We start from the raw sequence: 19,496 nt of genomic DNA on the forward strand, positions 1-19,496 counted from the left end.
CGCTCCCACATTTGTTTTGTGGTGTTCGCTCTTCCCTCATTACCAGCCAACTCTGGCATAACACTTGCTCTTGCCTTGCCATAGATCTACGAATCCCCGAATAGTGACGGATTATTGGCATGGCGAAGAGCGACGACGCAGCAACTCCCCCCGCAGGCAAAGGCAAGCTCAAGCTGATCCTGTTGATTGTGCTGGGCCTGCTCCTGGCCATCGGTGCCTCGGTGGGCGGCACCTGGTACATCATGCACAGCAGTGCGAGCAAACCGGCGCCCGCTGCCGAAACCGCCACTAACGTCAAGCAACCGGCAATCTTCGAGCAGATGCTTCCGGCCTTTGTCGCCAACTACAACCAGAATGGTCGCCAACGCTACCTGCAGGTGAGCATCACCTTGCTGGCGCGCAACCAGGCGGACCTCGATGCCCTCAAGGTGCATATGCCGGTGATCCGCAACAACCTGGTGATGCTGTTCTCCGGGCAGAGCTTCGACAGCCTGGCCACTCCGGTCGGCCAGGAAATGCTGCGCCAGAAGGTCACTGCCAGCGTGCAGGAAGTGGCCCAGAAAGAACTCGGCAAAGTCGTGGTCGAGCAGGCGCTCTTCACTAACTTCGTATTGCAGTAGGATCACGACATGGCCGTGCAAGACCTGCTGTCCCAGGATGAAATCGACGCGCTGTTGCATGGCGTGGACGATGGTCTGGTACAGACCGAAATGGCTGCCGAACCCGGCAGCGTCAAAAGTTACGACCTGACCAGCCAGGATCGCATCGTGCGGGGACGCATGCCGACCCTGGAGATGATCAACGAACGTTTTGCCCGCTACACCCGCATCAGCATGTTCAACATGCTGCGCCGCTCGGCGGACGTGGCCGTGGGCGGTGTGCAGGTGATGAAGTTCGGTGAATACGTACACTCGCTGTACGTGCCCACCAGCCTCAACCTGGTCAAGATCAAGCCATTGCGCGGCACTGCGCTGTTCATCCTCGACGCCAAACTGGTGTTCAAGCTGGTGGACAACTTCTTCGGTGGCGACGGCCGTCACGCCAAGATCGAAGGGCGTGAGTTCACCCCCACCGAACTGCGCGTGGTGCGCATGGTGCTGGAGCAGGCCTTCATCGACTTGAAGGAAGCCTGGCAGGCGATCATGGAAGTCAATTTCGAGTACATCAACTCGGAAGTGAACCCGGCCATGGCCAACATCGTCGGCCCCAGCGAAGCCATTGTGGTGTCGACCTTCCACATCGAACTCGATGGCGGTGGCGGCGACCTGCACGTGACCATGCCGTATTCGATGATCGAGCCGGTGCGCGAGATGCTCGATGCCGGTTTCCAGTCCGACCTCGACGACCAGGACGAACGCTGGGTCAAGGCCCTGCGCGAAGACCTGCTGGACGTCGACGTGCCGCTGAGCGCCACCGTGGCCCGCCGCCAGTTGCGCCTGCGGGACATTTTGCACATGGCGCCTGGGGACATCATCCCCGTCGACTTGCCGGAAGAGTTGATCATGCGCGCCAACGGCGTGCCGTCATTCAAGGTCAAGCTCGGTTCCCACAAGGGCAACCTGGCGCTGCAAGTGGTTGAGCCGATCAACCGCCGCTGATTCAACCCTAATTCATGATTGTTTGCTGCGCCGAGGACATGTAATGGCTACCGAACACGAAAACACTTCCGCCGAAGACCAGGCCCTGGCTGACGAGTGGGCTGCGGCCCTGGAAGAAACCGGCGATGTTGGCCAGGACGACATCGACGCGCTGCTGGCCGCCGACGCCGCCACCGCACCGGCCGGCAACCGCCTGGCCATGGAAGAGTTTGGCAGCGTGCCGAAGAACAACGATCCGGTGAGCCTTGATGGCCCGAACCTGGATGTGATCCTCGACATCCCGGTGTCGATTTCCATGGAAGTGGGCAGCACCGAAATCAACATCCGCAACCTGTTGCAGCTCAACCAGGGCTCGGTGATCGAACTGGACCGCCTGGCCGGCGAGCCGTTGGACGTGCTGGTCAACGGCACCCTGATTGCCCATGGCGAGGTGGTGGTGGTCAACGAGAAGTTCGGCATCCGCCTGACCGACGTGATCAGCCCGAGCGAACGCATCAAGAAGTTGCGCTGAGATGAAGTACGCGATGGCGGGACTGTTGCTGGCGCTGCCATTGAGCGCCCTGGCGGCTGAACCGGTGGCGCAGGCAGTCACGGCACCTGCGGTCGGCAGCGTCGGCGGGCAGTTGACGCAACTGGTGCTGGGCCTGTTGCTGGTGATCGGCCTGATCTTTGTGCTGGCCTGGCTGATGCGCCGCGTACAGCGCATCGGCCCGGGCAACGGCCAGGTGATCGAGCTGGTGGGCTCGCGCGCCCTCGGCCCGCGTGATCGGTTGGTGCTGGTGCAGGTGGGCGAGGAGCAGATCCTGCTTGGCATCACCCCTGGTCGCATCACCCCGCTGCATGTACTCAAGACCCCGGTGGATGCGGTCAAGACCGAAGCCGCCACGCCAGAATTCGCCCAGCGCCTGATGGAATTGCTGGGCAAGGATCAGAAGGATAAGAAGTAATGCGCGTTTTCTTGACGCTCATGCTGTTGTTGGCCGCGCCGATGGCCCTGGGCGCCGACCCGTTGTCGATCCCGGCGATTACCCTGGGTACCAACGCGGCCGGCGCGCAGGAATATTCGGTCAGCCTGCAGATCCTGCTGATCATGACGGCGCTGAGTTTCATCCCGGCGTTCGTCATGCTGATGACCAGCTTTACGCGGATCATCATCGTCTTCTCGATCCTGCGCCAGGCCCTGGGCCTGCAGCAGACACCGTCGAACCAGATCCTCACCGGCATGGCGTTGTTTTTGACGCTGTTCATCATGGCGCCGGTGTTCGACAAGGTGAACCAGCAAGCCCTGCAACCTTATCTGGCGGAAAAGCTCACGGCCCAGGATGCGATCGACAAGGCCCAGGGCCCGATCAAGGACTTCATGCTGTCGCAAACCCGCTCCAGCGACCTTGAGCTGTTCATGCGCCTGTCCAAGCGCACCGACATCGCCACCCCGGACCAGGCACCGCTGACCATCCTGGTGCCGGCATTCGTCACTTCTGAATTGAAGACCGCGTTCCAGATCGGCTTCATGATCTTCATTCCGTTCCTGATCATCGACCTGGTGGTGGCGAGCGTGTTGATGGCCATGGGTATGATGATGCTGTCGCCGTTGATCATCTCGTTGCCGTTCAAGATCATGCTGTTTGTGCTGGTGGACGGCTGGGCGCTGATTATCGGCACCCTGGCCGGCAGTTTCGGAGGGGTATAGCGCCATGACCCCAGAAGTCGCCGTCGACCTGTTCCGTGAAGCGCTGTGGCTGACCACCCTGATGGTCGCCGTGCTGGTGGTGCCGAGCCTGTTGGTCGGCCTGCTGGTGGCGATGTTCCAGGCCGCCACCCAGATCAACGAACAGACCTTGAGCTTCCTGCCGCGCCTGCTGGTGATGCTGGTGACCCTGATTGTCGCCGGCCCGTGGCTGGTGCAAACCTTCATGGAATACATCCTGCAGTTGTACGGCAGTATTCCGCAGTTGATCGGCTGAGCCGATGCAATCCTTGCTGGCCTTGACTGACACCCAGATCAGTACCTGGGTGGCCTCGTTCATCCTGCCGCTGTTTCGCGTCACGGCCATGCTGATGGCCATGCCGGTGTTCGGCACCACCCTGGTACCGCGTCGCGTGCGCCTGTATTTTGCCGTGGCGATCACCGTGGTGATCGTGCCTGGCCTGCCGCCGATGCCGCCGGTGAACGCCCTCGACCTGAGCGCCTTGCTGCTGATTGCCGAACAGATCCTGATCGGCGCCATGCTGGGGTTTTCCCTCACGTTGTTCTTCCAGGCGTTTGTGATCGCCGGGCAAATCATTTCGATCCAGATGGGCATGGGCTTTGCGTCCATGGTCGACCCCACCAACGGGGTGTCGGCGGCGGTGATCGGGCAGTTTCTGACCATGCTGGTGACCTTGCTGTTTCTGGCCATGAACGGTCACCTGGTGGCGTTCGAAGTCTTGACCGAAAGCTTCACCACCTTGCCGGTGGGCTCGGGGTTGGTGGTTAACCATTTCTGGGAGCTGGTGGGGCGCCTGGGTTGGGTGTTGGGCGCAGCGCTGTTGCTGGTGCTGCCGGCGATCACCGCGCTGCTGGTGGTCAATATCGCGTTTGGCGTGATGACCCGTGCGGCGCCGCAACTGAACATCTTCTCGATTGGTTTTCCCTTGACCCTGGTGCTGGGCATGGGGATTTTCTGGGTCGGCCTGGCTGACATTCTCAATCAGTATCAACCGCTGGCGAGCGAAGCCTTGCAGTTCTTACGTGATCTGGCACGGGCGCGCTGAGCCATGGCCGAGAGCGAGAGTGGTCAGGACAAAACAGAAGACCCCACGGAGAAACGTAAAAAGGACTCCAGGGAAAAGGGCGAAATCGCGCGCTCCAAAGAGCTCAACACCTTCGCCACCATGATCGCCGGCGCAGGCGCCTTGCTGATCTACGGCGGTGGTCTGGCGCTGGACCTGCTGGAGATGATGAAACACAACTTCAGCCTGCCGCGCGACGTGTTGCTCAACCCCGACGCCATGGCCCAATACCTGCTGCACTCGGGCAAAATCGCGCTGCTGGCGGTGCAGCCGATCCTGATCACCTTGCTGCTCGCCGCGCTGATCGGCCCGGTGGCCCTGGGCGGCTGGCTGTTTGCGGCGGGCAGCATGGCGCCCAAGTTCAGCCGCATGAACCCCGGGGCGGGGCTCAAGCGCATGTTTTCGGTCAAGGCCCTGGTGGAATTGCTCAAGGCCCTGGCCAAGTTTTTCCTGATTCTGTTCGTGGCCTTGGCGGTGTTGTCGTCCGACATCGACGATTTGCTGCGCATCGCCCATGAGCCGCTGGAGTCCGCGATCATCCACAGCGTGCAGGTAGTGGGCTGGAGTGCGTTGTGGATGGCGGCGGGGCTGATCCTGATCGCCGCCGTGGATGCGCCGATTCAACTGTGGGAAAGCCACAAGAAACTGCTGATGACCAAGCAGGAAGTGCGCGACGAGCACAAGGACCAGGAAGGCCGCCCCGAGGTCAAGCAACGCATCCGCCAGCTGCAGCGGGAAATGTCCCAGCGCAAGATGATGGCCTCGGTGCCCGACGCCGACGTGATCATCACCAACCCGACCCACTACGCCGTGGCCCTCAAGTACGACCCCGAGAAGGGTGGTGCGCCGATGTTGCTGGCCAAGGGCAGCGACTTTACCGCGTTGAAAATCCGCGAAATCGCGGTGGCCAACGACATTCTGTTATTGGAGTCGCCAGCGCTGGCGCGTTCGATTTTCTACTCCACCGACCTGGACCAGGAAATTCCGGCCGGCTTGTACCTGGCCGTTGCCCAGGTGTTGGCCTACGTTTACCAGATTCGCCAATACCGCGCCGGCAAGGGCAAGCGGCCTGATCCGCTCAAAGACCTGCCGATCCCGCCGGACCTGCGCCGCGATTCCTAGTAGGAGCGAGCTTGCTCGCGAAAAACTCACCGTCGCCGCGTTCATCCTGACTCCCCGCGTTATCTTTACCACCTTCGCGAGCAAGCTCGCTCCTACAACCTGTCAACTTTGACAGTAGCCAATACGCCGCCTTCACTGTTTGATACAGCGATGAGACGTGCAGCCCTGCACGACTCGGGAGGCGGTGATGGATAGGGGTACGGTCAGGTGGTTTGATGCGGTCAAAGGCATCGGCTTTATTGCCCGGGATCGTGATGGCAACCCGGTTGCCGTCCAATCGGCAGGCACGCAATGCAGTGACCTGCCACCCAATCCTCCCAAGCTGCGAAAACCCCGCAAACGCAAGAAATCATCGGATGCATGAATCGCTTGCTGTTCCACCGCTACCACCCATCGGCAGCTCGCGTCTACCTGTCAACTCTGACAGTAGCCAAAGCTCGTTTCCCCGTTGTTTTATGGATGAACCAAACACTGCGCGTATGTAGTCAACGAGATGCAGGGAGAGCGGGATTGAACGAGGTCACAGGGACTGTCAGATCCTACGACTGGATCAGGGGCGATTGGCTGGTCGAATTGGATGAGGGGACAGAAGAGGTATTTATCAATCGCAAGGATTGGCGCTGCACCGCGCTGTCGGTGGGTAAGCGTCTGAGGTTTCAAATGGTCCATCGGCCCAAGGGCATCTATGCGGTGCCCGTCAGGGGGCATGATCGAGGTGGATTGGGTTCTGAGTAAGGGTAAGGAGAGCGGCAATGGCAACGGGTACTGTGAAGTGGTTTAGCACGGAGAAGGGGTTTGGTTTTATTACCCCGGAGGATGGAGGGGCGGACGTGTTCGCTCATTACTCGGCTATTCAGACTAGCGGGTACAAGAGCCTGGATGAGGGCCAAAAAGTAGAATACGAGGTTGCTCAAGGCCCCAAAGGCCCGCAGGCCGAACGTATACAGTTGCTCTAGCGCCCAAATAACCGCTTATTTCAAGACAGGACACAGTCCAAATGTGGGAGCTGGCTTGCCTGCGATAGCTAACTCACAGCCAATACCTTAGCGACTGGCACACCGCATCGCAGGCAAGCCAGCTCCCACCCTTGCCCCGTATTATCCGCTGCTTGCTTTGCCCGCCATTGCTGCGCCAAGGTGCAAGCGATCAGCCAATAACTGCGCCAGTTCGATCAACTGCGCAACGCCGAGCAATTCCTCTCGTTTGGAACCTTCCAAGTCAAAGGCCAGGTCGCAGCTCAAGGCAGTGGCCGAAGCGAGTGTTTCACTGAGGTTGACCAGCAGGTCTTCGCTGCTGATGCCGTCGGCTACGGTAAACAGCCGGGTGGGGGCATGATCGTTCCCACGCTCCCGCGTGGGAATGCATTGCGTGACGCTCTGCGTCGCCCTTGCGCAGTGCTCAAGTCGCGCGCCTGGCTCGGGACGCGGAGCGTCCCAGGCGGCATTCCCACGCGGAGCGTGGGAACGATCGAGGGGGCCGCGTTATTCGCTGCTTGCGGTGTCCAACATTTCGCCGTCACCGTGCAAGCGATCAGCCAGTAACTGCGCCAGTTCGATCAACTGCGCAACGCCGAGCAATTCCTCTCGTTTCGAACCTTCCAAGTCAAAGGCCAGGTCACAGCTCAAGGCATTGGCCGAAGCGAGTGTTTCGCTGAGGTTGACCAGCAGGTCTTCGCTGCTGATGCCGTCGGCTACGGTAAACAGCCGGGTGGGGGGATTTGGGGTAGGTTTGATCACTGTGAAGCTCCTTATGAAAGTGAAGCCGCCACTGATCGCCGCGACGCGATGGAGGGTGGCAGCTGTACGCAGGTTCGCGGACCGGTGAAGGAGCAACCCGGCATACCCGAAGGTATCCCGCGCACAGCCGCCATAGCGCCGCACAGTAGACGATAAAAAACCGCTTACTGAAAGGGAGATGGTGCTTTTGCTCCGTTGTGAACCGGGCCGCGACGCCCGTCCGCTGCGTTTGCAGCGGTGTACGGAGACTAGAGATCACATTTCCTAGGGGCAACCCCAAATCCATGTCGGAAATTTCCTCGATATCCACGATGCACACAAATCCAAATGTGGGAGCTGGCTTGCCTGCGATGGCTGACTCGCAGCCACTATCCCAGTGGCTGACACACCGCAATCGCAGGCAAGCCAGCTCCCACACTTGAATCGGTTACCACCCGAAAATCGCCCCAAAAGCAAAGTTGGAAGGCTTCTTGCAACCCCGCCTCCAAGTCGCCCTCCAGCGTCAAAACTTTGCTTCAAGGACCCGAGGAATACCGGTGGTAGATCGCTCTCAAATGCTCAACACGGCCCGTGGCACCCTGACTGACTTGTCGCGGGGCAATCTGGGTGTGCCGTTGTTGTTGCTGGTGATGCTGGCAATGATGATGTTGCCGATGCCGCCGTTCCTGCTCGACGTGTTCTTTACCTTCAACATTGCCCTGTCCGTCGTCGTGTTGCTGGTGTGCGTGTACGCCTTGCGACCACTGGATTTTGCGGTATTCCCCACCATTCTGTTGGTGGCGACCCTGCTGCGCCTGGCATTGAACGTGGCCTCCACGCGGGTGGTGATGCTCCACGGCCAGGACGGCCACGCCGCCGCCGGTAAGGTGATCCAGGCGTTCGGTGAGGTGGTGATCGGCGGTAACTACGTGGTTGGTATCGTGGTGTTCGCGATCCTGATGATCATCAACTTCGTCGTGGTGACCAAGGGCGCCGGGCGGATTTCCGAGGTGAGTGCGCGGTTTACCCTGGATGCCATGCCTGGCAAACAAATGGCCATCGACGCCGACCTTAACGCTGGCCTGATCGACCAGAACCAGGCCAAGGCTCGCCGGGCCGAAGTCGCCCAGGAGGCCGAGTTCTACGGCTCCATGGACGGTGCCAGCAAGTTTGTGCGCGGTGACGCCATCGCCGGCCTGTTGATTCTGTTCATCAACCTGATCGGCGGCGTGGCCGTCGGTATGTTCCAGCACGGCATGACATTCGGCGATGCTGGCAAGGTGTACGCCTTGCTGACCATCGGTGACGGTTTAGTGGCGCAATTGCCATCACTGTTGTTATCCACAGCGGCGGCCATCATGGTCACCCGTGCTTCGGGCTCCGAAGACATGGGCAAGCAGATCAGCCGGCAGATGTTCGCTTCGCCCAAGGCCCTGGCCGTGGCGGCGGGCATCATGGCGATCATGGGTATTGTGCCGGGCATGCCGCACTTCTCGTTTTTGAGCATGGCGGCCCTGGCGGGGGGGGCGGCGTACCTGTTCTGGAAGAAGCAGAACCAGGTCAAGGTCCAGGCCGAGCAGGAGATCGCCCGTCAACAGGAGCTGCTGCCATCCCCGGCCCGTGCCCAGGAAACCAAGGAGCTGGGCTGGGACGACGTCACGCCCATCGACATGATTGGCCTGGAAGTCGGCTACCGCCTGATCCCACTGGTCGACCGCAACCAGGGTGGGCAACTGCTGGCGCGGATCAAGGGCGTGCGCAAGAAGCTGTCCCAGGACTTGGGCTTCCTGATGCCCACCGTGCATATCCGCGACAACCTCGACCTGGCCCCCAGCGCCTATCGCCTGACGCTGATGGGGGTGATTTTGGCCGAAGCCGAGATCTACCCGGACCGCGAACTGGCGATCAACCCAGGGCAGGTGTTCGGTACGCTCAACGGTATCACCGCCAAAGATCCGGCTTTCGGCCTGGAAGCGGTGTGGATCGAAGTGAGCCAGCGCAGCCAGGCGCAGTCCCTGGGTTACACCGTGGTGGATGCCAGTACCGTGGTCGCCACGCACCTCAACCAGATTCTCTACAAGCACTCCCACGAGTTGATCGGCCACGAGGAAGTCCAGCAATTGATGGGCTTGCTGGCCAAATCGTCGCCAAAACTGGCCGAAGAACTGGTGCCGGGCGTGCTGTCGCTGTCGCAGTTGCTCAAGGTGCTGCAAGCGCTGTTGGCCGAACAGGTGCCCGTGCGCGACATTCGCAGCATTGCCGAGGCCATCGCCAACAATGCCGCCAAGAGTCAAGATACTGCCGCTCTGGTGGCGGCGGTGCGTGTCGGCGTGTCCCGCGCAATCGTGCAAAGCATTGTAGGCACTGAGTCCGAGCTGCCTGTGATCACCCTGGAACCCAGGTTGGAACAAATATTGCTCAATAGTATTCAGAAGGCAGGGCAAGGCCAGGAAGAGGGCGTTTTACTGGAGCCAAGCATGGCTGAAAAGCTGCAGCGTTCGTTGATCGACGCCGCACAGCGCCAGGAAATGCAAGGCAACCCGGTGATCCTGCTGGTGGCCGGCCCGGTTCGCGCGATGTTGTCGCGGTTTGGACGCCTGGCTGTACCGAATTTGCACGTGTTGGCTTACCAGGAAATTCCTGACAATAAGCAAGTGACTATCGTCGCGACAGTTGGGCCCAATGGCTGAGGTAGTGGGTTATGCAAGTTAAGCGTTTTTTCGCCGCCGATATGCGTCAGGCCATGAAATTGGTCCGCGATGAGCTGGGCGCCGATGCCGCGATTATCGGTAACCGTCGGATTGCCGGCGGTGTCGAGCTGACGGCTGCCCTGGATTACACACCCCAGGCGCTGGCCCCGCGCGTGCCGAACATGGAACTCGAAGACGAGCTGCGCAAGACCGCCTCGCGTATTGTGTCGGCCCAGGCTGAGCTGAGCATGCGTGGCGACAGCGATGCCAGCACCAATCGCCAATTGTTCGCCGGCCTGCCGCTGACCGCCGCCGAGCCGCTGGTTGAACCCACCTTTGTCGAACCGCCGCGTCCTGCAGCGCCTGCCCCGGCTGCCGCAGTTGACCAGCGCGTGATCGACTCGATGCGTTTTGAACTCAATGGCCTGCGTGAATTGCTCGAAGTGCAGCTCGGCTCGCTGGCCTGGACCCAACTGCAAGGCAGCAAGCCGCAGCAAGCCAACCTGTGGCGTCGCTTGCAACGCATCGGCCTGTCCGGCCCGTTGTCCCGCGACCTGCTGGCCTTGACCGCTGAAGTCGAAGAGCCCCGTCAGGCCTGGCGCATGTTGCTGGCGCACTTGGCGCGCATGATCGCCACGCCGGAAATCGAACCCCTGGAAGAGGGCGGTGTGATCGCCATGGTCGGCCCCGCCGGCATGGGCAAGACCACCACCCTGGCCAAGCTGGCCGCCCGTTATGTGCTCAAGTACGGCGCGCAGAATATCGCGCTGGTGAGCATGGACAGCTACCGCATCGGTGCCCAGGAGCAGCTCAAGACCCTGGGCCGCATCCTCAATGTGCCGGTGACCCATGTCGACCCGGGCCAGTCCCTGGCCAATGCCCTCGAGCCGTTGCTGCGCAAGCGCGTGGTGCTGATCGACACCGCCGGCCTGCAAGCCAGCGACCCGGCGCTGCGCATGCAGCTCGAAAGCCTGGCCGGGCGTGGCATCAAGTCGAAAAATTACCTGGTGCTTGCAACCACCAGCCAGAAACAGGTTCTTACCGCTGCCTATCACAGCTACAAGCGTTGCGGCCTGGCCGGCTGCATCCTCACCAAGCTTGACGAAACCGCGAGCCTGGGCGAGGTATTGAGCCTGGCCATCAGCCATGAATTACCGGTTGCCTACCTCACCGACGGGCCGCGGATCCCGGATGATCTGCATCTGCCGCGCCGTCATCAGTTGGTCAGCCGTGCCGTGAGTGTGCAAATGCAAGACGAGCCTAGCGAGGAAGCGATGGCCGATATGTTCGCCGACCTTTACCACCACCCGGCTAAACGGGTGGGTTGAGGCAGGATGAACACCGTGAAATGTACCTACATCGATGGTCTGCAAGCGATTCACGCGGCCAAGCCATGTAGCCTGCGTCTAAGCAAGACAAGGTAAAGAAATAAAATGGGCAGCATGCATCCCGTACAGGTGATCGCGGTGACCGGCGGCAAAGGTGGCGTCGGGAAAACTAACGTGTCAGTGAATTTGTCCCTGGCGCTGGCAGAGCTTGGCCGTCGCGTCATGCTGCTGGATGCTGACCTGGGCTTGGCGAACGTGGACGTTCTGCTGGGGCTGACACCCAAACATACCCTGGCCGATGTGATCGAGGGCCGCTGTGAGCTGCGCGATGTGCTGCTCCAGGGCCCCGGAGGCATTCGCATCGTGCCGGCGGCCTCGGGCACCCAGAGCATGGTGCACCTGAGCCCCGCGCAGCATGCCGGGTTGATCCAGGCGTTCAGCGACATCGGCGACAACCTCGACGTGCTGGTGATCGACACCGCCGCCGGCATCGGCGAATCCGTGGTCAGCTTTGTGCGCGCCGCGCAAGAAGTGCTGCTGGTGGTGTGCGACGAACCTACCTCGATCACCGATGCCTACGCACTGATCAAACTGCTTAACCGTGACTACGGCATGAACCGCTTTCGCGTGTTGGCCAACATGGCCCAAAGCCCGCAGGAAGGGCGCAACCTGTTCGCCAAGTTGACCAAGGTCACGGATCGTTTCCTCGATGTGGCTTTACAATACGTCGGCGCAGTTCCCTATGACGAGTGTGTGCGCAAGGCCGTGCAAAAGCAGCGTGCGGTCTATGAAGCGTTCCCTCGTTCGAAATGCGCACTGGCGTTCAAGGCCATTGCCCAGAAGGTCGATACCTGGCCGTTGCCCGCCAACCCGCGGGGGCATCTGGAGTTTTTCGTCGAGCGTTTGGTGCATCAGACGAGCGCAGGACCGGTGCTATGACATCCAGCGGCTACAACCTTTACAAAAAGTCGGCACGTGACAGCCAGGGCGAATTGATCGAGCGCTATGCGCCACTGGTCAAGCGCATTGCCTATCACCTGTTGGCGCGCCTGCCCGCGAGTGTGCAGGTTGAAGACTTGATCCAGGCCGGCATGATCGGCCTGCTCGAAGTCTCGACCAAATACGACGCCAGCAAGGGCGCCAGTTTCGAAACGTATGCGGGTATCCGCATCCGTGGCGCGATGCTCGATGAAGTGCGTAAAGGCGATTGGGCGCCGCGTTCGGTACACCGCAATACGCGCATGGTCAGTGATGCAATTCGTGCAATTGAAGCAAAAACCGGTCGTGACGCTAAAGATCATGAAGTTGCGGCCGAACTCCAATTGAGTCTCGACGATTACTACGGGATTTTGAACGATACCTTGGGCAGCCGCCTGTTCAGTTTCGACGACCTTTTACAGGACGGCGAACACGAAGGGCTGCACGAGGACGGCGCGAGCGCGCATACGGAGCCGTCGCGCGACCTGGAAGACGAACGTTTCCAGGGCGCGTTGGCCGATGCAATCGCCAACTTGCCGGAGCGTGAGCGGCTGGTGCTGGCGCTGTACTACGACGAAGAGCTGAACCTCAAGGAAATCGGTGAGGTCCTGGGGGTCAGCGAATCGCGTGTCAGCCAGTTGCATAGCCAGTGCGCAGCCCGCTTGCGGGGGCGATTGGCCGAGTGGCGCGCGCGCTGACAGGCAGTGTGGGGACACTGCAGACGCTACCGTGAAACCGCAGGGTTTTGCGGGTGAGTACCGTGGTGCCCTGGGCAGTCCTTTTTGTGTAACGCCTGTTGATTGAAATGGCGCGTCCAGGTGCTGGGCGCGTTTAAGACTGCTTGGAGGTCGAATTGGACAAGAACATGAAAATCCTCATCGTTGATGACTTCTCAACGATGCGGCGGATCATTAAAAACCTGTTGCGTGACCTTGGGTTCACCAACACGGTCGAGGCGGATGACGGCCTGACGGCCATTCCGATTCTCAACAGCGGGAGCATCGACTTTCTGGTGACCGACTGGAACATGCCGGGCATGACTGGTATCGACCTGCTGCGCCACGTGCGCGCCGATGAAAAACTGCGCAGCCTGCCTGTGCTGATGGTGACCGCCGAAGCCAAGCGTGAACAGATCATCGAAGCCGCCCAAGCCGGGGTCAACGGTTACGTGGTCAAGCCATTCACGGCACTGGCCTTGAAAGAGAAGATCGAGAAAATCTTCGAACGCATCCACGGCTAATGCCATCGCGGGGGAGCTATGGAGCATAACGAAACGTCACAGGGCGACTTTGAGTCGACCCTGAAAAAACATGCTCACCAGTTGGTCGACAGCCTGGAAAAAGGCCAGTTCGCCGATGCGGTGCAGTTGATCCATGAGCTTAACCAGACCCGTGACCGCGGCCTGTACCAGGAAGTGGGCAAGCTCACACGCGAGCTGCACAGCGCAATCGTCAATTTCCAGATTGACCCGCGCATGCCCCAGGCCGAAGAAATTTCCCAGATTACCGATGCCACTGAACGCCTGTCCTATGTGGTCAGGCTGACTGAGGCTGCGGCCAACCGCACCATGGACCTGGTGGAAAACGCCACGCCTCTGGTCAATGGCATGGCCACCGAAGCCCAGGCCTTGAGCCAGGACTGGGGCCGCTTCATGCGCCGCGAAGTCGGTGCTGAAGAGTTTCGTGAATTGGCGCGTCGCGTCGACGGGTTCTTGTCGCGCAGCGAACAGGAAAACCGCACGGTGGCCAGCAACCTCAACGACATCCTGCTGGCCCAGGATTACCAGGACCTTACCGGTCAGGTGATCAAGCGCGTGACCCAGTTGGTCACCGAAGTGGAAAGCAACTTGCTCAAATTGGTGCTGATGGCCGGCCAGGTCGATCGTTTTGCCGGCATCGAACATGACCGCGAAGCGATCCTCTCGGAAAAAGATCCACAAAAACATCTCGCCAAGGGTGAAGGTCCGCAGATTCATGCCGATAAACGTGAAGACGTTGTGTCAGGTCAGGATGACGTAGATGACCTGTTATCCAGTTTAGGCTTCTAAGGAGCACCCACATGAGCTTCGGCGCCGATGAAGAAATCCTTCAGGATTTCCTTGTAGAGGCCGGCGAAATTCTAGAGCAACTGTCCGAACAACTGGTCGAGCTGGAAAGCCGACCGGATGATGCGAACCTGCTCAATGCAATTTTTCGCGGTTTTCACACTGTAAAAGGGGGCGCCGGCTTCCTCCAGCTCCATGAGCTGGTGGAGTGCTGTCACATCGCCGAGAACGTTTTCGACATCCTGCGCAAGGGTGAGCGTCACGTCGACTCGGAACTGATGGACGTAATTCTCGAAGCACTGGATGCGGTCAACGGCATGTTCAGCCAGGTGCGTGAACGTGCACCGATCACCGCCGCCACGCCGGAACTGCTGGCCGCCCTGGCGCGCCTGGCAGAACCTGCCGACACCGCGGCTGCGCCGGTGGTCGAGGCCGCGCCGGAGCCGGTGGCGCAAGCCGAGCCGGACGTGACCGACAGCGAGTTCGAACAACTGCTCAACTCCCTCAGCGCGGTCAAGGCCCAAGCGGAATCGCCGGTGCAGCCTGCCGCGACGCCGAGCAGTGAAGACATTACCGACGCTGAGTTCGAGTCGTTGCTCGACCAGTTGCACGGCAAAGGCCAGTTCGCAGCAGATGCCGTGGCACCGCCTGCCGCAGCGCCAGAAGCGCCCGCTGCCAACGCCAGCACCGATATTACCGACGACGAATTCGAGGCACTGCTCGACCAACTGCATGGCAAAGGCACCTTTGTGGCCGAAGCCCTGCCCGAGGTTGCTGCCACGGCCGCCGCTGCGCCAGCGGCCAGTGCCGCACCGGCCGGCGACGGGCTGATCTCTGATCACGAATTCGAAGCCCTGCTCGACGAGTTGCACGGCAAAGGCAAGTTCAGCGAAGTGGCCCCGGCCGCTGCCGCCCCGGTTGCAGCGCCAGCCGCTGTCACTGCGGCACCGGTTGCAGCCAAACCTGCGCCGGCTGCCAAGCCTGCACCTGCCGCCGCCCCGGCCCCGGCCCCTGCGCGTGCAGCGGCGCCGGCAGCAGCGGAAAAGCCCGCCAGCGAAGCCGAGACCACCGTGCGCGTGGATACCGCGCGCCTGGACGACATCATGAACATGGTGGGCGAATTGGTGCTGGTGCGTAACCGCCTGGTGCGCCTGGGCCTGAACAGCGGCGACGAAGCCATGCAGAAGGCCGTGTCGAACCTCGACGTGGTCACCGCCGACCTGCAAACCGCGGTGATGAAAACGCGGATGCAGCCGATCAAGAAAGTCTTCGGCCGTTTCCCGCGTCTGGTTCGCGACCTGGCACGCCAACTCAAGAAAGAAATCAACCTGGAACTGGTGGGCGAAGAAACCGACCTCGACAAAAACCTTGTCGAGGCCCTGGCCGACCCGCTGGTCCACTTGGTGCGCAACGCGGTCGACCACGGCGTAGAAACCCCGGAAGAACGCGAAGCCGCCGGCAAGTCCCGCAACGGCAAAGTGATTTTGGCGGCGGAACAAGAGGGCGACCACATCCTGCTGTCGATCACCGATGACGGCAAGGGCATGGACCCGACCATCTTGCGCAATATCGCGGTCAAGCGCGGCGTGATGGACAAGGACGCCGCCGACCGCCTGACCGACACCGAGTGCTACAACCTGATCTTCGCCCCGGGCTTTTCGACCAAGACCGAGATCTCCGACGTGTCCGGGCGTGGCGTGGGCATGGACGTGGTGAAGACCAAGATCAGCCAGCTCAACGGCTCGATCAATATCTACTCGACCAAGGGCCAGGGCTCCAAGATCGTCATCAAGGTGCCGTTGACCCTGGCGATCATGCCGACCCTGATGGTGATGCTGGGCAACCAGGCGTTCGCCTTCCCGCTGGTCAACGTCAACGAGATCTTCCACCTCGACCTGTCGCGCACCAACGTGGTGGACGGCCAGGAAGTGGTGATCGTGCGCGACAAGGCGCTGCCGTTGTTCTACCTCAAGCGTTGGCTGGTGGCCTCGGCTGCCCATGAAGAACAGCGCGAGGGCCATGTGGTGATTCTGTCCGTGGGCACCCAGCGCATCGGCTTTGTGGTCGACCAACTGGTGGGCCAGGAAGAAGTGGTGATCAAGCCTTTGGGCAAGATGCTGCAAGGCACCCCAGGCATGTCGGGCGCAACCATTACCGGTGACGGTCGCATCGCACTGATTCTCGATGTTCCGAGCATGCTCAAGCGTTACGCCGCACGGCGTATTTGATTCTGGTGGGGCAGGGCGGTCATGCCCGCCCCGCCTAACGGAGTGTTTATGGCAGTCAAGGTCCTGGTGGTGGACGATTCGGGTTTCTTCCGCCGCCGCGTCTCGGAAATTCTTTCCGCTGATCCAACGATCCAGGTGGTCGGTACGGCCACTAACGGCAAAGAGGCGATCGATCAAGCCATTGCCTTGAAGCCAGACGTGATCACCATGGACTACGAGATGCCGATGATGGATGGCATCACGGCTGTGCGCCACATCATGCAACGCTGCCCCACACCGGTATTGATGTTTTCCTCGCTGACTCACGAAGGCGCGCGGGTCACCCTCGACGCCTTGGATGCCGGCGCGGTGGATTTTTTGCCGAAGAATTTTGAAGACATCTCGCGCAACCCCGATAAGGTCAAGCAGATGCTGTGCGAGAAGGTGCACAGCATTTCCCGCAGTAACCGTCGCAGCCTGTTCAGCACACCCGCGCCAGCCCCCACGCCAGCCCCCACGCCTGCGCCCGCAGCGGCGGCGCCGACGTCGTCGTTTGCGCGCCCGGCGCCTGCGCCCGTGGCCCGGCCTGCGGCAGCGCCGGTACGTGCCGCCGCAACGCCGAGTGCCCATTCGCCCGCGCCCAAGCGCAAGGCTTACAAGCTGGTCGCCATCGGCACCTCCACCGGCGGCCCGGTGGCCTTGCAGCGGGTGTTGACCCAACTGCCGGCCAACTTCCCGGCGCCGATTGTGCTGGTGCAACACATGCCGGCGGCGTTCACCAAAGCCTTCGCCGAGCGCCTGGACAAGCTGTGCCGCATCACCGTCAAGGAAGCCGAGGATGGCGACATCCTGCGCCCTGGCCTGGCCCTGCTGGCGCCGGGCGGCAAGCAAATGATGGTGGACGGGCGTGGCGCGATCAAAATCCTGCCGGGCGATGAACGCCTGAACTACAAGCCGTGTGTGGACATCACCTTCGGTTCGGCGGCCAAGTCCTACGGCGACAAAGTTCTGGCGGTGGTGCTCACCGGCATGGGCGCCGATGGCCGTGAAGGCGCGCGCCTGCTCAAGCAGGGCGGCAGCGCCATCTGGGCCCAGGATGAAGCCAGTTGCGTGATCTATGGCATGCCCATGGCCATCGTCAAGGCTGACCTGGCCGATGCGGTCTACAGCCTGGACGACATCGGCAAGCATCTGGTGGAGGCCTGCCTCTGATGGATGTGTTGAGCCTGATCGGCATCACCATGGCGTTTGTCGCCATCATTGGTGGCAACTACCTGGAAGGCGGCCACCTCGGCGCCTTGGCCAACGGCCCGGCAGCGCTGATCGTGATCGGTGGCACCGTGGGCGCGGCGTTGTTGCAGTCGCCCCTGAGCTCGTTCAAGCGTGCCATGCAGATTCTGGTGTGGATCATTTTTCCGCCACGGGTTGACCTGGCAGGCGGCATCGACCGCGTGGTCAATTGGAGCCTTACCGCCCGCAAGGAAGGCCTGCTGGGCCTGGAAGGTGTGGCGGATGCCGAGCCTGACAGCTACGCGCGCAAGGGCCTGCAACTGCTGGTCGATGGCGCCGAACCGGAAGCGATCCGCAGCATCCTCGAAGTGGATTTCTACACCCAGGAAAGCCGTGACATCAACGCGGCCAAAGTCTTTGAAAGCATGGGCGGCTACGCGCCGACCATCGGCATTATCGGTGCGGTGATGGGCCTGATCCACGTGATGGGCAACCTGGCCGACCCTTCGCAACTGGGCAGCGGCATTGCCGTGGCGTTTGTCGCCACCATCTACGGCGTGGCCAGTGCCAACCTGGTGTTGCTGCCGGTGGCCAGCAAGCTCAAGTCGATTGCCATGCGCCAGTCGCGTTATCGCGAAATGCTGCTCGAAGGCATCCTGTCGATTGCCGAGGGCGAAAACCCGCGCTCCATCGAATTGAAGCTTCAGGGCTTCATGGATTGATGCACATGAGCACCCGTCCCCCCGTAGGAGCGAGCTTGCTCGCGAAGAACTTGAGAGCGCCGCGTGCATTCAGGATGCCCGCGTTTTCGTTAACGATCTTCGCGAGCAAGCTCGCTCCTACGGTGGGGTGGGTGTGTGGGGGGGAGTGCCCGTGAGCCGTCGCCGTCGCGAGCCTGAAGAACACGTCAATCATGAGCGCTGGCTGGTGTCCTACGCGGATTTCATCACCTTGCTGTTCGCGTTTTTCGTGGTGATGTACTCGATCTCGTCGATCAACGAAGGCAAGTACAAGATCATTTCCCAGGCGCTGGTCGGTGTGTTCAACGATGCCGAGCGGTCGCTCAAGCCCATTCCTATCGGCGAAGAGCGGCCCAAGACCGTGACCCCGGCCAAGCCTCTGGTCAATGACAGTGATGAAACCGCCGCCGGCATCCAAGGCACCAGCGACCCGCTCAAAAGCATCGCCGACGATATCAGTGCCGCTTTTGGCGACCTGATCAGTTCCAACCAGATGACCGTGCGCGGCAATGAGCTGTGGGTGGAAATCGAGTTGAACTCCAGCCTGTTGTTCGCCAGTGCCGATGCGTTGCCCAGTGACCAGGCATTCACCATCATCGACAAGGTCGCGGCGATCCTCAAACCGTTTGAAAACCCCATCCACGTGGAAGGCTTCACCGACAATTTCCCCATCAGCACCGCGCAGTACCCGACCAACTGGGAACTGTCCTCGGCCCGTGCGTCGAGCATCGTGCGCATGTTGGCGATGCAGGGTGTGAACCCCCAGCGCCTGGCGTCGGTGGGCTATGGTGAGTTCCAGCCGGTGGCCAATAACGCCACGGTGGAAGGCCGCGCCCGTAACCGCCGGGTGGTGCTGGTGGTCTCGCGCAACCTGGATGTGCGTCGCAGCCTGACCGGTACCGGCACTGCCAATGCCACCCCGGATGCAGCGTTGAAGCGTGCTGGCACACAAACTGCACCGCCCGTTGTCAAGCCGCCGGTCCGACCGAGTAACGTCAATTCTCCGTCGCCGGCTCAATAACCGTATGCAATGTCTCGGTCGCGCCTGTGCCCGCCGGGAGGAACCAACCGA

General features: G+C 61.0%; 21 protein-coding genes. 19 read left to right on the forward strand and 2 right to left on the reverse strand.

The window, feature by feature from the left end:
• Positions 1 to 119 precede the first annotated feature (119 nt).
• The 9 genes from fliL to CRN80_RS18280 all read left to right on the forward strand — a co-directional run bounded on the left by fliL (position 120) and on the right by CRN80_RS18280 (position 6,448).
• Positions 120 to 620: a flagellar basal body-associated protein FliL gene (gene fliL, locus CRN80_RS18235; RefSeq protein ID WP_032895951.1), complete on the forward strand. Its 501-nt coding sequence runs from the start codon at positions 120 to 122 to the stop codon at positions 618 to 620.
• Positions 621 to 629: 9 nt separating this feature from the next.
• Positions 630 to 1,598 carry a flagellar motor switch protein FliM gene (gene fliM / locus CRN80_RS18240; RefSeq protein WP_014719344.1) on the forward strand — a complete coding sequence of 323 codons (969 nt, stop codon included), beginning with the start codon at positions 630 to 632 and terminating at the stop codon, positions 1,596 to 1,598.
• 43 nt (positions 1,599 to 1,641) lie between these two features.
• Positions 1,642 to 2,109 (forward strand): flagellar motor switch protein FliN, encoded by a 468-nt coding sequence (gene fliN / locus CRN80_RS18245; protein ID WP_003192941.1) that lies wholly within the window; start codon positions 1,642 to 1,644, stop codon positions 2,107 to 2,109.
• Position 2,110: 1 nt separating this feature from the next.
• Positions 2,111 to 2,545: a flagellar biosynthetic protein FliO gene (gene fliO, locus CRN80_RS18250; protein WP_044274977.1), complete on the forward strand. Its 435-nt coding sequence runs from the start codon at positions 2,111 to 2,113 to the stop codon at positions 2,543 to 2,545.
• Positions 2,545 to 3,288: a flagellar type III secretion system pore protein FliP gene (gene fliP / locus CRN80_RS18255; RefSeq protein WP_032895954.1), complete on the forward strand. Its 744-nt coding sequence runs from the start codon at positions 2,545 to 2,547 to the stop codon at positions 3,286 to 3,288. The genes fliO and fliP overlap by 1 nt, the downstream gene beginning before the upstream one ends.
• A 4-nt stretch (positions 3,289 to 3,292) precedes the next feature.
• Positions 3,293 to 3,562 carry a flagellar biosynthesis protein FliQ gene (gene fliQ, locus CRN80_RS18260; RefSeq protein WP_003192936.1) on the forward strand — a complete coding sequence of 90 codons (270 nt, stop codon included), beginning with the start codon at positions 3,293 to 3,295 and terminating at the stop codon, positions 3,560 to 3,562.
• A 4-nt stretch (positions 3,563 to 3,566) separates the two neighbouring features.
• On the forward strand, positions 3,567 to 4,352 hold the full coding sequence (gene fliR, locus CRN80_RS18265) for a flagellar biosynthetic protein FliR (protein WP_003192935.1): 786 nt from the start codon (positions 3,567 to 3,569) through the stop codon (positions 4,350 to 4,352).
• Between the two features lie 3 nt (positions 4,353 to 4,355).
• Entirely contained in the window at positions 4,356 to 5,492 is a 1,137-nt protein-coding gene (flhB, locus tag CRN80_RS18270) for a flagellar biosynthesis protein FlhB (RefSeq protein WP_032895955.1), read from the forward strand.
• A gap of 752 nt (positions 5,493 to 6,244) precedes the next feature.
• Complete coding sequence (locus CRN80_RS18280) at positions 6,245 to 6,448, forward strand: cold-shock protein (RefSeq protein ID WP_032895957.1); 204 nt, start codon at positions 6,245 to 6,247, stop codon at positions 6,446 to 6,448.
• 141 nt (positions 6,449 to 6,589) lie between these two features.
• On the opposite strand, the gene CRN80_RS31770 is transcribed toward CRN80_RS18280, so the two are convergent.
• Together CRN80_RS31770 and CRN80_RS18290 are read right to left on the reverse strand one after the other, a co-directional pair.
• A complete protein-coding gene (locus CRN80_RS31770; RefSeq protein ID WP_032895958.1) occupies positions 6,590 to 6,853 on the reverse strand; it encodes a DUF6124 family protein in 264 nt (87 codons plus the stop codon).
• Between the two features lie 120 nt (positions 6,854 to 6,973).
• Entirely contained in the window at positions 6,974 to 7,228 is a 255-nt protein-coding gene (locus tag CRN80_RS18290; protein WP_098950734.1) for a DUF6124 family protein, read from the reverse strand.
• A 554-nt stretch (positions 7,229 to 7,782) separates the two neighbouring features.
• Here CRN80_RS18290 and flhA point away from each other — a divergent pair.
• The 10 genes from flhA to motD all read left to right on the forward strand — a co-directional run bounded on the left by flhA (position 7,783) and on the right by motD (position 19,445).
• Positions 7,783 to 9,897 carry a flagellar biosynthesis protein FlhA gene (gene flhA / locus CRN80_RS18295; protein WP_098950735.1) on the forward strand — a complete coding sequence of 705 codons (2,115 nt, stop codon included), beginning with the start codon at positions 7,783 to 7,785 and terminating at the stop codon, positions 9,895 to 9,897.
• A gap of 11 nt (positions 9,898 to 9,908) precedes the next feature.
• Positions 9,909 to 11,225, forward strand: a complete 1,317-nt coding sequence (flhF, locus tag CRN80_RS18300; protein ID WP_019818351.1) for a flagellar biosynthesis protein FlhF — start codon at positions 9,909 to 9,911, stop codon at positions 11,223 to 11,225.
• A 105-nt stretch (positions 11,226 to 11,330) separates the two neighbouring features.
• Positions 11,331 to 12,164 (forward strand): flagellar synthesis regulator FleN, encoded by an 834-nt coding sequence (gene fleN, locus CRN80_RS18305; RefSeq protein WP_003192912.1) that lies wholly within the window; start codon positions 11,331 to 11,333, stop codon positions 12,162 to 12,164.
• Positions 12,161 to 12,901 carry an RNA polymerase sigma factor FliA gene (fliA, locus tag CRN80_RS18310; RefSeq protein WP_003192909.1) on the forward strand — a complete coding sequence of 247 codons (741 nt, stop codon included), beginning with the start codon at positions 12,161 to 12,163 and terminating at the stop codon, positions 12,899 to 12,901. Before fleN ends, fliA begins: the two co-directional genes overlap by 4 nt.
• Positions 12,902 to 13,068: 167 nt before the next feature.
• Positions 13,069 to 13,443: a chemotaxis response regulator CheY gene (locus CRN80_RS18315; RefSeq protein ID WP_003192908.1), complete on the forward strand. Its 375-nt coding sequence runs from the start codon at positions 13,069 to 13,071 to the stop codon at positions 13,441 to 13,443.
• A gap of 18 nt (positions 13,444 to 13,461) precedes the next feature.
• Complete coding sequence (locus tag CRN80_RS18320; RefSeq protein WP_003192906.1) at positions 13,462 to 14,250, forward strand: protein phosphatase CheZ; 789 nt, start codon at positions 13,462 to 13,464, stop codon at positions 14,248 to 14,250.
• 11 nt (positions 14,251 to 14,261) lie between these two features.
• The gene (locus tag CRN80_RS18325; protein ID WP_098950736.1) at positions 14,262 to 16,475 is read left to right on the forward strand and encodes a chemotaxis protein CheA; all 2,214 of its coding nucleotides are present in this window, start codon (positions 14,262 to 14,264) and stop codon (positions 16,473 to 16,475) included.
• Positions 16,476 to 16,523: 48 nt separating this feature from the next.
• Positions 16,524 to 17,666 carry a chemotaxis response regulator protein-glutamate methylesterase gene (locus CRN80_RS18330; RefSeq protein WP_098950737.1) on the forward strand — a complete coding sequence of 381 codons (1,143 nt, stop codon included), beginning with the start codon at positions 16,524 to 16,526 and terminating at the stop codon, positions 17,664 to 17,666.
• Positions 17,666 to 18,406, forward strand: coding sequence for a flagellar motor protein (locus CRN80_RS18335; RefSeq protein WP_003192902.1), 741 nt, complete (start codon positions 17,666 to 17,668; stop codon positions 18,404 to 18,406). The genes CRN80_RS18330 and CRN80_RS18335 overlap by 1 nt, the downstream gene beginning before the upstream one ends.
• A gap of 151 nt (positions 18,407 to 18,557) precedes the next feature.
• The gene (gene motD, locus CRN80_RS18340; protein WP_032895965.1) at positions 18,558 to 19,445 is read left to right on the forward strand and encodes a flagellar motor protein MotD; all 888 of its coding nucleotides are present in this window, start codon (positions 18,558 to 18,560) and stop codon (positions 19,443 to 19,445) included.
• Positions 19,446 to 19,496: the final 51 nt, after the last annotated feature.

It is taken from the genome of Pseudomonas sp. FDAARGOS_380 (assembly GCF_002591235.1).
GTDB lineage: Bacteria > Pseudomonadota > Gammaproteobacteria > Pseudomonadales > Pseudomonadaceae > Aquipseudomonas > Aquipseudomonas salmasensis.